Raw genomic sequence first — 13,854 nt, forward strand, 5'->3', positions numbered from 1 at the left:
TTCGAATGAAAAGCAGGGTGACTACGTAAGGGCGGATAGGAGGACCGGAAGTGTTATGGGTCAGAAGCCAAATGATGTATTCAATAAATCTCTTTTCAACGATTATCCTTTACTGACCACCAAATTATATATTCCGCAGCAGCCGTCTTCTCTGATTTCCAGAGAACATTTGATGGTGAAGATGTCCAGGGCGATGAAATGCAAAGTGACTCTGGTCATTTCCCCTCCGGGATTCGGTAAGACGACGATGGTCAGCCACTGGATATTGAACCGCCAAATACCCGTGGGATGGGTTTCTTTAGATCATGGCGAGAACGACTTGCTTCGGTTTTGGACGTATGTGATTGCCGCATGTAATCGGCTTTATCCCGGTGTAGGCCATAAATCGCTTTCTCTCTTGCAATCGGTTTCATTTTCGTCCGAACAGATGATTTCATGGCTATTGAACGATTTGTTTGAGATTCCGGATGAAATCATGCTGGTATTGGACGATTACCATTTGATTGAAACGGATGAGATTCATCGCTCGGTCGCTTTTTTCATTGATCGAATGCCGCCGCAGGTACACCTATGTATACTCAGTCGTAAACAGCCTCCATTCGCGGTTGGTCAACTGCGTGTTAAAGGTCAACTGAACGAAATCGGTCTCCCGGATCTAAGATTCACGGAACAGGAAATATCGGATTTTTGGTATCGCCAAACAGGTGCATTGCCTGACGAGCTATCGCTTCAAGTGTTGTCCGACCGTACGGAAGGTTGGGTTGCCGGCATTCAGCTGGCGGTTTTATCGCATATGTCGGGCCAACAAAATGCGCTGCATCAATTTAAGGGGAACCATCGCTATGTGGTCGATTATTTGATGGAAGAAGTTTTTGATCATTTACCTGAGACGATGCGTTCTTTTTTACTAAAAACATCGATTTCGGAACGGTTGAATGCTGAGCTTTGCGCCCGATTGACGGGTCAGCCGGCCGACGAGGGACGATTGCGAGAGATGGAGAAATCCAACTTGTTTGTCATTCCTTTGGACGCAGAGGGCAGATGGTACCGATACCATCACTTATTTGCCGATTTCTTGCGCAGCCGCCTCAAGCTGGAACATCAGGGTGAAGTCAGCTCCTTGCACGAAATAGCCAGCGAATGGTTTGAAAGACACCATTATTTGGGGGAAGCGATCGAGCATGCTCTAGCTGCCGGCGCGTTTGATAAAGCCTGCACTCTCATTCTAAGCAATGCGACAGAGCGGCTGAAAAGAAGAGAACTAACCACGCTGCATCGCTGGTTGCTGCAACTGCCGCTTCCCTTCAGAGAGCGTCCCGCTGTGTTGATCATCCAAGTATGGACGGAGCTGCTGATGGGCCGCAAAGAGCTAATGGACGAGCACCTTGTGACGTTGGAAAGGGCGCTTGATACTCCTAACAGCGTAGAGGGTTCGCTTTACGTGGGCATACGCGAGGATATGAAGGTCGCTAAAATCTATCAGTCGATGTTACTTGGCGACTACAAGTTATGTTTTTCCCAGCTGCAGGCTATGCATATGGATGATAATCTCCCTGATATCGAAGGGGGAACTATGCTATTTGGCTTGGGCATGGAGCTTAATGACGGAGCCATCCCATTTATCCGCGGTTACTACGGCTTTAGCGGGAGAATCAAAGCGGCGGAGCGTTATCACCGGTTATATGATTCCTTTATCGATAAGCATTCGTTCTACGACTATCCGTTTACGGCTTATCAACGGGCAGCCATGAGCGAGATCTGTTATGAACGGAATCAGTTAACAGAATCTTTGCGCTTTGCTGAGGATGCAATCCGTATCGCCAAACTGAGCAACGTAATCGGGGCTTATGTTCCCGCGGAGATCGTCCGGTCAAGAATTCTTTGGCAGAGGGACGCTAAAGATGAGGCGATAGCCGTCATTAATGAAGCGATCGAACATTTGAAGCTTACCTATCATCATCATTCACATTGGCACGATTTGCTTAGCGCTTATTTGATTCGCTGCCAACTCGAAACGGGTGAGATAGGAGACGTAGATCACTTGATGGACATGTCCCCTTGGAGCAGACGGAAAGAGATCATAGGCGAACAGGATTTTGAGCTTCTGACATTTATTCGGGTATTGATGGCAAAAGAAAAAATAGATGAAGCACTCACATGGTGTGAACAGCTCTTAAAGAAGACGAGGACATCCGGCCGGATCATGACCGAGCTGGAAGTTCAGCTATACCTGTCGCTTATTCAACATAAAATGAACAACCCCCATACCAGTATGCTGCACCTGCATCAAGCCCTTATTCTGGGTGAGAGGGAAGGTTATCTCCGCATATTTGCCGATCCGGAATTGGAGCCGCTGCTCCGTCAATATGCCGATGTACGGAAGAATCGGCACATGGCGGAAGTGCAAACAGCAGGAGTTTCTCTTCCCTATATTCAAATCCTCTTATCCCTTTCCTCTGAACACATACATCCTGAAAGAAATAGGCAAGCATCCCCGGTTATTACGTTGACCGCACGCGAACAAGAGGTGCTGAAACTTATTGCCGAGGGGTTGTCCAACAAAGCCATTGCTGAGAAGTTAGTGCTCGCTGAAGGAACGGTGAAGCTTCACTTGCACCGGATTTACAGCAAATTGCAGGTCAACGGTCGAGTTCAAGCGATCCAAAAAGCCAATCAACACAGGTTACTTTGAAAAAAGATATAACCATCGCATATATCGTTCGTTGGATGGCTCCCTTCTTCAATTCTGATAAGCTGATAGCATTCGGAACGTGAGGAGGGGAGAAATGTCACGAAAAAGCTACGATGTCATTATTGTCGGAGCGCGGGTTGCAGGCTCGTCGCTCGCTTATGAGCTTTCGAAAGCCGGGTATGAGGTGCTGCTTGTAGATCGTAGTACGTTTCCAAGCGATATCTTGTCGACGCATAACTTTTTTAACAATTCGGTGGCCATGCTCCGGGAAATGGGCATATTGGACCAACTGCTTCAAACCGGCACGCCGATGTACAGACGCGCATACGTCCAAATGGACGACGTAGTCATCGATGGGATCTATCCGGAGGTAAGCGGGGAAACCCACTGTTTATGTGTGCGGCGCAAGTATCTGGACCGCGTCTTGTTCGAGCATGCAGCTGCTCAAGAGCGGGTGACCGCGTGGGAAGGATTTCGGGTTACCGAAGTTCTGATGCATAACGATACGGTGTCAGGGATTGTAGGCATTCACCGCGACGGCCGAACCGAGGAGATTGCGGCCAGGCTGGTTGTCGGTGCTGATGGCCGGAATTCTATGCTGCGCAGATTGGTGAACAGTGAACGGAAAATGGCCGTTCCAACCGATTTTGCCTCGTACGTCGGGTACTTTGCCAACTATCGCCAAGAGGGCGAGCGTTGTGTGGAGTTTTACAAAATGAACGATAACTTGGCGATTATTTTTCCGACGAGCGACCAATTGTTTGTTGTTGGGGTTATGTTCCCATTGGAAAAGAAGGAATGGATCGAGAAATTCCGGAACAACCCGGAAGCGGGAATGCGCGAGCTGGTGGATGCCGGATTCTCTCATACAACTTTTCCGGAGCGGCTTCGCGATGCTTCCTTAGAGGAGCCGGTTAAAGGACTGCTGGGCTACGATAACGATTGGTTTCAAGGTATGGGCAAAGGATGGGCTCTCGTCGGGGATGCCGTATCCTTCAAGGATCCGGCGGTTGGGCAGGGCATGCACGATGCGATCTATGGCGCACGCTTGTTGACTGCGATTTTATCCGAAACGGACGCCTGGGAAACAAGTTGGGAGGAGATGGCTGCCAAGTATCAAACTGCCATGGAGTCTAAAATGCTCTCCCGCTATCATATGGCGTGCCAAATTACAAAGAACTCACCGGTCACGATGGAGCAAACGGTTGCGAACCGAATCATCGGCAGCAATCCCGATGCGACTCGGGCTTTTCTTGGCATCTACAATTACGCGAATGAGCCCGAAGAGTTAGGACAGATCGTGATGCATTTACTGCAGGGCTGAGAAGTGGTGAGCTGTACAAATCTCGTATCAATTCCCCCAGACCCATTGCCATCAGCGGCGATGGATCGAATGTGGCTTACCTCGATTCAGAGCATATATCCCCGAATCAGGGCGAACCCGACCTCCCCACGGTCTCCGCTTCGCCTAAACCTACAATATGTAGCGGATACGGTCACGAAAGAAACACAGGTTGCCAGCGTTACGAAAGACGGAAAACTCCCGGAGAGCGATGTATATAACGCCTCATTGTGCGGAAGCGGCAATGTCGTAACCTTGCATCAAGCGTATTACCACCAATGTGCCACCTGTTCGCTAATTAAGGTACCTAGAAACGTTAATTGTGGAAGGATTACACATCAAGGTTAAGAATAAAAGTCTGTAAATTACGACCATTTCGTAATTTACAGACTTTTGTTCGCTCGAGGGCATAATTGTGCTAGAACGGCTTGATTCCGTACTCCTCGATCTTCCGATATAACGTGGTCCGGCCGATCTGCAGCAAGCCTGCCGCTTTGCTCAGGTTCCAATCGGTCATCTTCAGAGTTCGCTGAATCGCGGAGATTTCTACTTCTCGCAGCGACCCGACAGGGGCATGCGCTTCAACAGCCGAAGCCGCTCCCGTCTGGGCGTCATCGATCCTGATATGCTGCGAGCCGATCGGCCCTCCTTCCGCGAGGAAGCAGGCCTGGATCAGCACGCTATTCAGCTCGCGCAGATTGCCGGGCCACGTATGCTGCAGCAGCATTTGCTGCGCTTCGCCGGTCAGAATCGGCGTCGCATAGCAGCTTCGATTCAATAGATGAAGCGTTAAGCCCAGCAGATCCGTCCTCTCACGGAGAGGCGGCAGTTGAAGCTGGATGCCCTTCAAGCGGTAAAACAAATCCGCGCGGAAACGTCCTGCCTTTACTTCCTCCGCCAAGTTCCGATGCGTCGCTGCGATGATGCGCACATCGATCCGCTTGCTGCGGGCCGATCCGACCGGTGTGATCGTGCCCTCCTGCAGCACGCGAAGCAGCGCGGCCTGCGCCCGCAGCGACATATCCCCGATCTCGTCGAGAAAGAGGGTGCCGCGGTGCGCGGCTTCGAACTTGCCTTTGCTGCCGTCGCGGTTCGCGCCGGTGAACGCGCCGCGCTCGTAGCCGAACAGCTCGCTCTCGACGAGCGAATCGGGAATCGCGCTGCAGTTCACGGCGACGAAGGGCTGCGCTGAGCGCGCACTCGCCGTATGGATCGACTGCGCGAACAGCTCTTTGCCGGTGCCGCTTTCGCCCAGCAGCAGCACCGGATACACCGTGAGCGCGGCCTTCTGCGCGAGCTCTTTGGTTTGCACGAAGCCGGGACAGGTGCCGGCGATATCGTGGAAATGGTACAAGCGGCCATCATCCGCTTGTACCGGCTTTTGCATGGCGACGGAACGCCACACCTTGTGACGTTCGTCGAGCAAAGTCTCCACCGCGAAGCCTCGGGCGCCGGTGAACTCCCGGCCAATCGCGTCTTTGCCGAGAATCTGCAGCGCAGCTTGATTCGCCCGCAGGATGCGATTGTCTTGGTCGAGGGACAGCAGCGGCATGGCGTGCTGTCCCATTGTATAATCCAGCTCCTTCAGCGTTAGGAGATGCTCTTTCTTTGAGGCTTCAAGCAGCAGACGATTCTGCAAGGAGTCTGCGGCCAGGCATGCGAGCATCAAGGTGTAAGCGTGGTAGCTCTCCCTTTTACCGCTAATATTAATGACGCCCAGCAGCTCGCCTGTCGGACTGAATACGGGAGCCGATGCGCACGTCAGGAAGCGGTTCGCTTCGAAATAATGCTCCTCTGCATGCACTCGGACCGGCATTTGTTCCGTTAGTGCGACGCCGATAGCATTCGTACCTTTGCGCTTTTCATCCCATGAAGCGCCTACCTGAAGCTGTACCCGCTGCGCCTGAATAGCGAAGTCGGGATCACCTACAGCGTGAATGATCGTACCCTGCGCATCGATCAGTAGCGCGGTTTGCTTCGATTCCTGAATGAAGCGGCTGCATGAATCGAATACTTGCTGAGTAAGCGTGATGAGCGGTGCGCTTTGTTTGAGGATTTCCCGAAGGCCGTTCTCGGGAATCAGTACATCGTGAACAGGCTCAAATGGTTTGAGCCCATGATCTTGACAGCGCTTCCAAGATTTCGCGGTTATGTCTGAGAAGTCGGTTGTGAACAGAGATGACAATCCAAACACCTCCAACCCGAAGATACACGTTCTGCTTTTCATCATAGCATAAATCCATGGCGATAGGATAAGCGCAGGGGCGATTGTATCAAAATGAAACACCGCACTGTTCCAGAGCGGAACAGTCGCATTGACGCACTTTTGATATAAAGCCTTCTGCGAAGCCTTTTAAGTAGTTGGCATGATTTTTGCTAAGTAGATGTGTAGGGCTTACGAAGCCAGTTCTCTACGAAATTCGAAAACTCGAAGCGGATGCTTGCGACGTAAGTTTTCTGCGAAAACCCGAAGCGGATGCTTACGAAGTAAGTTTTTCTGGCGAAAAACTTTAAGGAGGCTGTTACTATGATTTATGCGCAACCTGGACAACAAGGATCGAAAGTCACGTTCAAGCAGCGTTACGGCAACTTTATTGGAGGATCGTGGGTCGAGCCGGTCAAAGGGCAGTATTTTGAAAATGTATCCCCGGTGAACAACCGCATTTTCTGCGAAGTTCCTCGCTCGACGGCGGAGGACATTGAACTAGCGCTGGATGCAGCGCATGCGGCCAAAGCGTCCTGGGGACGTACTTCTGTTGCGGAGAGAGCGAATCTGCTTAATAAAATCGCCGACCGGATGGAGGCGAACCTCGAGCTGCTTGCCGTTGCCGAGACATGGGATAACGGCAAGCCGGTCAGGGAAACGCTCGCCGCCGACCTTCCGCTGGCGATCGATCATTTCCGTTACTTCGCGGGCTGTATCCGCGCACAAGAGGGAGGACTCAGCCAACTCGACAACGATACGGTGGCGTATCATTTCCATGAGCCGCTGGGTGTGGTCGGCCAGATCATCCCTTGGAACTTCCCGCTGCTGATGGCGACATGGAAGCTTGCTCCGGCACTCGCAGCAGGTAACTGCGTCGTGCTCAAGCCTGCGGAGCAAACGCCTGCCTCCATCCTCGTCTGGCTGGAATTAGTTCAAGACCTGCTGCCGCCGGGCGTTGTCAATGTTGTAAACGGTTTCGGCCTGGAAGCAGGCAAACCGCTGGCATCAAGCAACCGGATTGCGAAGATCGCTTTCACCGGCGAGACAACGACCGGCCGTTTGATCATGCAATACGCCTCCCAAAATATTATTCCCGTGACGCTGGAGCTGGGCGGCAAATCGCCGAACCTGTTCTTCGAAGACGTTATGGCGCAAGACGACGCATTTTTGAACAAAGCCATCGAAGGTTTCGTGCTGTTCGCGTTGAATCAAGGCGAAGTCTGTACATGTCCGTCCCGTGCACTTATTCAAGAATCCATTTATGATGCTTTCATGGAAAAAGCTTTGAAACGCGTAGCTGCCATTCAACAGGGCAACCCGCTAGATACCGATACGATGATCGGCGCTCAGGCGTCCACCGAGCAGGTCGAGAAAATTTTGAGCTACATAAACATCGGACAGCAGGAAGGCGCAGAATGCTTGATCGGCGGGGGCCGGGCTGCGATGAGCGGGGAAATCGCGGATGGCTACTATATTCAGCCGACGGTGCTGAAAGGCCACAATAAAATGCGCATTTTCCAAGAGGAAATTTTCGGACCTGTCGTATCCGTGACGACATTCAAGGATCAGGAAGAGGCGCTGGCCATTGCCAACGATACGTTATACGGCTTGGGTGCAGGCGTCTGGACACGCGATATGAACACCGCTTACCGTATGGGACGCGCCATAGAAGCGGGTCGCGTATGGACCAATTGCTATCATGCCTATCCGGCTCATGCAGCCTTTGGCGGCTACAAAGTGTCGGGTATCGGGCGGGAAAACCATCGCATGATGCTCGATCATTACCAGCAAACGAAGAACCTGCTCGTCAGCTACAGCCCGAATGCGCTGGGCTTCTTCTAAGAGGCGGCGCGATATGGCGGACACCGAACCGGTTGTTTTGAAGGTCATCTGCACCGATGCCGCCTCGCAACTGATCGATACGCTGCAAGCGAAGTACGGCCCGGTAATGTTCCATCAGTCCGGAGGCTGCTGTGACGGCAGCTCGCCCATGTGCTATCCGCAGGGAGAGTTCCTCCTTGGCGAGCAGGATGTGAAGCTGGGCACGATCCATGGTGCTCCCTTTTACATGAGCAAGGCGCAGTACGAGTATTGGATGTACACGCAGCTTATTATCGATGTCATCCCTGGGCGTGGCGGCATGTTTTCTTTGGAGGGTCCCGAAGGACTGCGGTTCCTCACGCGTTCGCGCGTATTTACACCGGAGGAACTGCGTATTCTGGACCTGTCGTAAATGAGCTTTCTTCCGGCACTAAAGCAGTCCGAAGGTCATGCCAATGATCATCGGACTGCTTTTGTTAGCTTTTAACCGTTCAGCACTGCTTCATGCTGCTTACAGACGAATTAAGTGTAACAAATGCAGCTGATATCCTATTTTGGCCTATAATTTCGCCAGGCTCCAATACTATCCTCCAGGAAATAATGTATTCAAAACACGATTCACAAAGTCAATCCGTTCTTCGTGAGATTCGACATTTCCTAAGAAATTCATCTGGAACGCATGCTGAAAGCAACTTCCCAGTAGTAAATCCGCAACGGCCCTCGTGTCCATTTCTTCTCGGATTCTGCCCTGCTGTTTCTCTTTCAATAAATAAATGTCCACCGCCTCGTTTGCCCTGTGAGGGCCTTCATTTCGCAAAGTAAAACCCTCACGGTGGCGAAGCAGAATATCAGGTTCCGAGAAAATAGAACAGATCAAGGACATAGAATTGCTGAAATCCTCCAGCGCCGAAAGAGCCACCTGTTCAAGATTATTACGCACCGTTTCTTTACCGGCAAGGCTCTGTAAAGAAGTTAAGGTTCCCATCAAATTTTTTAATTGCCCTCGTAAAACATAAAGAAAAATATCCTCTTTGTTTCTAAAGTGATTATATAACGATCCTTCAGAGCACCCGGCTGCACGAGCTATTTCCTTTGTTGTGGTTTTGGCCAGCCCGTTCGTTAATAACACATGTTCGGCTGCTTCAGCGATTTTGTTTTTTAAATCCAAGATTATCCCTCGCTCTATTGACATGGCATTAAAAGCTGTTTATGCTCATATTATGAGTGTGTACTCACTCAAAGTCAAGAAATGTATTGCAGATGCATAAGAAATGGGTGCAAACGTATATGAGTGTGCACTCACTCAAGTCGAATGAGAAGGGAGGTTAATTCCTTATGAAACCCCAAAACTACGGGAATTACGTCAGATTGGTTCCAGCATTCCATTTTTTTCTCGTACCGCTCGGTTTGATTACGTTGACGGCTGCAATCGTAAATCTGTTCATTTTGGTACGAAACGTAGAGTCGCTGTTCGCCTCAATGATATTCGTGTGCCTTTCAATCATGATGGTCATGACCATGATATTTTCCCGGATATTTGCATGTAAGGCTCAGGATCGCGCGATTCGTGCAGAAGAAAATTTGCGGCACTTCGTATTAACCGGCAAGCTGCTCGATCCCGGTCTGACGATGAACCAAATTATCGCTCTGCGTTTCGCTTCGGATGAAGAATTTTTGTCTTTATGCGAGAAGGCCGTGAACGATCGAATTCCCCCCGATACCATTAAGCGAGCGATTAAAAAATGGAAGGCTGATCATAATCGGGTTTGAAGTGAAAAACGGAGGTGTCAAATGAGCAGCTTAACCGAAACGTTAAAAGGGACAACTATGAGGATGATGAAAAACTATGTCCAACAATATATCGATCATAATTACCAGCAAGTCTGGGACAAGAATCTGCCGGAAATCGAACGGATTTTTGCAAAAGGCGGAGATTCTGCTTATGGCTTTTACTGCCTCAAACTTTTCGAACCTTTGATGGCGGAAATAGTCGGAGCCGGTTTTGTTCCCCGTCCCGTATTGCCGGGAACATTTCCACAATCGGAAGAGCATTGGGGGCTTTGGGAAGACCGCGAAAGACGTTTTTGGAGCGTAATTCACCAAGAAAACAGGCAACCGCTTGGAACGCTAGTCTCTAGGATTTATCACGATCATACTCGCCCGCGTTTACCTAGACCGCCGCAAGTCTATCTGATACGCGAGACTGACCCCACACTCATTTCCCATGTTATTGTGAACGCAGATCCGGAATGCGAGGAGCCGATGGACGGAGGTAACGGGAGTTATGAATAATGCCACATATCCTCGCATTGCCTGTTTTTGTTTTATAGCGCTCGCATGGCTGTTTGCAGCATCAATCGCGCTTCAAGTTTTCTTCGCAGGACTTGCGTTATTCGTCGATTCGACTAACTGGGCTACCCACATAAGCTTTGCCAGATATTTCGGGTTCCTTCCTCTCATTATGGCCGTATTGGCATGGATCGGCCGGTTACCATCAAAAACAATCCTGAGATCCGTCGGATTATTTGGGATGATTATCGGTATGTTTCTGACAGCCATCTTCTCGGCGCGGATTGGAGGATTGTCTGCGCTTCACCCTGTAATCGCCCTAATGCTATTCTGGAGCAGTACTGAGATCATCCGCTCCATCCGTCGAACTATTCAATAATTCGAAGACGATTTCACGAGCCATCCAAGGTTATTTGTTCAACTAAATCATTCTACTACCGAAATAAGCCGGGCGGGCGACGTTGGAGGGTCGCCTGCTCGAAACTATAGGCAATGCGAATCAGCGTGGGCTCGCTGTAGGCTCTCCCGGAGAAGACGACGCCGAAGGGGCCTTGCGTCGAATCGCCATCCGCATCGATTGTTCCATTAGCCGAATAACCGGCGGGCACTGTGATAAGAGGGTATCCTAGCCGGGCAGCTATATACATGCCGTCAATGTCCCCAGGTAGCATTAGCGCATCTAGGCCATGTTGATCGAGCGCGGAATCAATCCCTTGGGTAAGAGCCAGATGGTTGTACGCCTGTCGTTTAAGCTGGTAGGTTTCTTCGTCCAGCATATTTTGTTCCGAGCGAATCAGATTGTCTTGACCATACTTCAACGCGGACGCAGCATGCCTCTGATTATAAACAATCAGCTCCTGAAGAGAATGAACGGGCACATCCGCATTCAGCTGCGATAAATAGAGATTCAAACCAGTCTTAAATTCGTAGGTGATAACGTCGTTGTTCCACGGATGTTGCTCCAAATGGAGGTCGACCGGATCTATGACCGTGGCACCTTGCTCGCGCAGCACAGCGATGACGGCTTCCATGATGGAACGTCTCTCTTCGTCTAACACCTGATAATAATGCCTGGGGATCCCAATACGGGATTGATGCAGAAAGCCGGCGTCGAGATAAGTGGTATAATCATTAAAAGCGCGATTTTGGCTTGCCCACGTAGCTTTATCGTTCTCGTCAACTCCTGTGATCGCCCCTAGCAGGATCGCCGCGTCAGTGACTGTCCTGGCAATCGGTCCGGGCGTATCCTGGCTTATGGAGATCGGGATGATGCCGCTGCGGCTAGCAAGGCCTACAGTAGGCTTTATACCGACGAGGAAATGCTGGCTGGCCGGCCCGACAATCGAACCGGCGGTTTCGGTGCCGATCGCCGCTGCCGCGAGGTTCGCCGCTACGGCCGCGGCTGATCCCGAACTGGACCCGTTGACGAAGAGCTTACCGGGACCGTATGGATTCAATACATATCCGCCCCGTGAGCTATATCCTGCTGGCATGCGGTTAGACATAAAGTTCGACCACTCGGTCATGTTCGTCTTCCCTAGGAGGACTGCGCCGGCTGTGCGAAGCCTTGCGGCTACGAACGAATCTGCAGCAGCGTACGACTCGGCCAAAGCGATCGATCCGGCACTCGTATGCATCCGGTCGTGTGTATCGATGTTATCCTTTAGCAGGATAGGAATTCCGTGCAGCGGACCCCGACAGCCCGTTGTATTTCGTTCATGATCAAGAATCCTTGCGATTTCGAGGGCATCTGGATTGATCTCCAGAACGGCATTGATTAGAGGATTATACCTATGAATACGTTCGATGTACTCACTAACGAGAGCTTCTGAAGTACATTCTCCCGTAGCCATAGCCTTCTGCATGCTCGTGATATCGGCTTCATCGATCCAATCCTGCAAGTTTATGCTCATATATGTAGTCACTCTCCTGTATGGGTAAATCTTCAAACTGCAAATTCATGGTAACACACCAGCCTTCTATGAAAATAGGGATAGTTCCATTTTAGATAAGAAAATCAGCCTTCTTGTCAGTAGATAATAAGCAATTCTTAGCATGGCATGGGCAACTACAATAGCAACTCTTTTTCTACCTTTTCGTGCTAATGTTCGTCGATACATGGCGCCAAGATAGTTTTTGGAAGCACCTACGGAATGTGCGGCTTCTGTTAATGCAGATTTTAAATATTTGTTACCTTTCTTTCCTTTTGAAGACTTTCGTTTGTCTGCGCTCTCGTTATGTCCAGGTATAGAATCTAATCGTTCTATGTCTTCCTGGTCCGAAATGACTCTCTTGGGAGCGAGCTCGAGTTCATCTTTTTTCTTTTTCATAGTTCGCCGAGCGAAGCTTGCTAATTTCTCCGGATCTTCTTCACCGTTTGCGATGGCGTGAAGCATGTCCTTAGATGACACACCCATAATATCTGAAACCACAGAGCCAAGCTTGATGTTTGCTCCTTCTAACACTTTTTGAATCCGATTATGTTGTCTAGCTCGTTCTTCAATGATGCTTCGGCGATAACGAACTAATTCTCGTAGTTCCCTTTGGTTACGGTTCGGAATGAAGCTTGCCTTTAGGAGCCCATGACGAAGAAGTTGGGCAATCCATTCCGCATCTTTCACTCCGTTTTACATCCTGGGAGAGCTTTCATATGTTGAGCATTTACAACAAGAAACTCAATATCCTCTGCTTCTTGCGCTGCATGAATGGCTAACGGGCAGCTTAGCATAGTGAGGATAACGCTCTACCGATGGCTCTCGTCTTCAGTGGACCAATGCAAGATTGAAAAAGTTCCCAAATTTTTCACAGTTGAAACGTATTTGACTATTGCGCAAGGGATATCGAAACTCTAAAATTAGACTAAAAGGTTAGTCTAATTTTGGGGAGGTTGATGGTATGAAGAAAGTAGGTATTGTAGGAGCGGGTCTAGGTGGCTTAGTAACAGCGGCTTTATTAGCTAAAAGAGGAAACCGGGTCGTTGTTATGGAACGTTCGCCGATTCTGGGAGGCAGAAGCCATGTCATTTCAAAGAATGGTTTTACAATGAGTTATGGCGCCCATGCGGTTCTGGCTCCCAAACAGGAACCCCTGCGTTCCATTGTTCGCGAACTTGAACTGCCGATGGAGTATAGGAAGGCGAGCTTGTCCAAATTCAAACTCTTTATGGGAGGCAAAGTCATCTCCAGTCCGCTTGGCTTCGGTGCGCTTACCTCTCCCGCGATTTCGGGCTTTTTCAATCATATGTTATGTTTGAAACAATTTTACCGGATGGTGAAGCAAGCTCCGGCTTTTCCGCAAACCATGTCCGTAGGCCAATGGATACGGGAAAATGTCGGCAACCCCGAGATCGCCAAAGTTCTTTCCGCTTATGCAGCGTTATCGGTCTACGACGGAGCACTCGACTTGTACTCTATGAACCGTTTCGTTGAATTAACCGCCCGGGAGTATGAAAAAAACGAGCCTCTAAGCTATATGGGGTATGACGTCCTTTTGGGGGAATTGCAA

General features: G+C 50.1%; 11 protein-coding genes and 1 pseudogene. 8 read left to right on the forward strand and 4 right to left on the reverse strand.

Going from position 1 to position 13,854, the window contains the following annotated elements; all coding sequences use genetic code 11:
• The first annotated feature begins 55 nt into the window (after positions 1-55).
• Positions 56-2,692: a winged helix-turn-helix domain-containing protein gene (locus ICC18_RS28460; protein ID WP_188177798.1), complete on the forward strand. Its 2,637-nt coding sequence runs from the start codon at positions 56-58 to the stop codon at positions 2,690-2,692.
• Between the two features lie 94 nt (positions 2,693-2,786).
• The gene (locus ICC18_RS28465; protein WP_188177799.1) at positions 2,787-4,016 is read left to right on the forward strand and encodes an NAD(P)/FAD-dependent oxidoreductase; all 1,230 of its coding nucleotides are present in this window, start codon (positions 2,787-2,789) and stop codon (positions 4,014-4,016) included.
• A 436-nt stretch (positions 4,017-4,452) separates the two neighbouring features.
• Here ICC18_RS28465 and ICC18_RS28470 read toward each other — a convergent pair whose 3' ends face one another.
• Entirely contained in the window at positions 4,453-6,219 is a 1,767-nt protein-coding gene (locus tag ICC18_RS28470; protein ID WP_223192942.1) for a sigma-54-dependent Fis family transcriptional regulator, read from the reverse strand.
• Between the two features lie 342 nt (positions 6,220-6,561).
• Between ICC18_RS28470 and adh the strand changes: the two genes are divergently transcribed.
• Together adh and ICC18_RS28480 are read left to right on the forward strand one after the other, a co-directional pair.
• The gene (gene adh, locus ICC18_RS28475; protein ID WP_188177800.1) at positions 6,562-8,082 is read left to right on the forward strand and encodes an aldehyde dehydrogenase; all 1,521 of its coding nucleotides are present in this window, start codon (positions 6,562-6,564) and stop codon (positions 8,080-8,082) included.
• A gap of 13 nt (positions 8,083-8,095) precedes the next feature.
• Entirely contained in the window at positions 8,096-8,473 is a 378-nt protein-coding gene (locus ICC18_RS28480; protein WP_188177801.1) for a DUF779 domain-containing protein, read from the forward strand.
• A 171-nt stretch (positions 8,474-8,644) separates the two neighbouring features.
• On the opposite strand, the gene ICC18_RS28485 is transcribed toward ICC18_RS28480, so the two are convergent.
• Positions 8,645-9,229: a TetR/AcrR family transcriptional regulator gene (locus ICC18_RS28485; RefSeq protein ID WP_188177802.1), complete on the reverse strand. Its 585-nt coding sequence runs from the start codon at positions 9,227-9,229 to the stop codon at positions 8,645-8,647.
• Positions 9,230-9,396: 167 nt separating this feature from the next.
• On the opposite strand from ICC18_RS28485, the gene ICC18_RS28490 reads away from it, so the two are divergent.
• The 3 genes from ICC18_RS28490 to ICC18_RS28500 are packed head-to-tail and all read left to right on the forward strand — an operon-like array spanning position 9,397 to position 10,729.
• Positions 9,397-9,831, forward strand: coding sequence for a DUF6526 family protein (locus tag ICC18_RS28490; protein ID WP_188177803.1), 435 nt, complete (start codon positions 9,397-9,399; stop codon positions 9,829-9,831).
• A 21-nt stretch (positions 9,832-9,852) separates the two neighbouring features.
• Positions 9,853-10,353, forward strand: coding sequence for a DUF6022 family protein (locus tag ICC18_RS28495; RefSeq protein WP_188177804.1), 501 nt, complete (start codon positions 9,853-9,855; stop codon positions 10,351-10,353).
• Entirely contained in the window at positions 10,346-10,729 is a 384-nt protein-coding gene (locus ICC18_RS28500) for a DUF6220 domain-containing protein (protein WP_223192943.1), read from the forward strand. Before ICC18_RS28495 ends, ICC18_RS28500 begins: the two co-directional genes overlap by 8 nt.
• 55 nt (positions 10,730-10,784) lie before the next feature.
• Here ICC18_RS28500 and ICC18_RS28505 read toward each other — a convergent pair whose 3' ends face one another.
• Together ICC18_RS28505 and ICC18_RS28510 are read right to left on the reverse strand one after the other, a co-directional pair.
• Complete coding sequence (locus ICC18_RS28505) at positions 10,785-12,263, reverse strand: amidase family protein (protein ID WP_188177805.1); 1,479 nt, start codon at positions 12,261-12,263, stop codon at positions 10,785-10,787.
• Positions 12,264-12,518: 255 nt separating this feature from the next.
• Positions 12,519-13,042 (reverse strand): annotated as a pseudogene (locus ICC18_RS28510) (IS110 family transposase); the annotation flags it as partial.
• A 203-nt stretch (positions 13,043-13,245) separates the two neighbouring features.
• Here ICC18_RS28510 and ICC18_RS28515 point away from each other — a divergent pair.
• On the forward strand, positions 13,246-13,854 hold a 609-nt coding region (locus tag ICC18_RS28515), incomplete at its 3' end, for an NAD(P)-binding protein (protein ID WP_188177806.1).

Origin of the sequence: Paenibacillus sedimenti (assembly GCF_014534655.1) — a bacterium.
In the GTDB taxonomy this organism is placed as follows: domain Bacteria; phylum Bacillota; class Bacilli; order Paenibacillales; family NBRC-103111; genus Paenibacillus_E; species Paenibacillus_E sedimenti.

What these genes read in the sequence shown, in the direction of transcription:
- ICC18_RS28460 (WP_188177798.1), top strand. Translation starts at nt 56, where the DNA reads ATGGGTCAGAAGCCAAATGATGTATTCAATAAATCTCTTTTCAACGAT.
- ICC18_RS28465 (WP_188177799.1), top strand. Translation starts at nt 2,787, where the DNA reads ATGTCACGAAAAAGCTACGATGTCATTATTGTCGGAGCGCGGGTTGCA.
- adh (WP_188177800.1), top strand. Translation starts at nt 6,562, where the DNA reads ATGATTTATGCGCAACCTGGACAACAAGGATCGAAAGTCACGTTCAAG.
- ICC18_RS28480 (WP_188177801.1), top strand. Translation starts at nt 8,096, where the DNA reads ATGGCGGACACCGAACCGGTTGTTTTGAAGGTCATCTGCACCGATGCC.
- ICC18_RS28490 (WP_188177803.1), top strand. Translation starts at nt 9,397, where the DNA reads ATGAAACCCCAAAACTACGGGAATTACGTCAGATTGGTTCCAGCATTC.
- ICC18_RS28495 (WP_188177804.1), top strand. Translation starts at nt 9,853, where the DNA reads ATGAGCAGCTTAACCGAAACGTTAAAAGGGACAACTATGAGGATGATG.
- ICC18_RS28500 (WP_223192943.1), top strand. Translation starts at nt 10,346, where the DNA reads ATGAATAATGCCACATATCCTCGCATTGCCTGTTTTTGTTTTATAGCG.
- ICC18_RS28505 (WP_188177805.1), bottom strand. Translation starts at nt 12,263, where the DNA reads ATGAGCATAAACTTGCAGGATTGGATCGATGAAGCCGATATCACGAGC.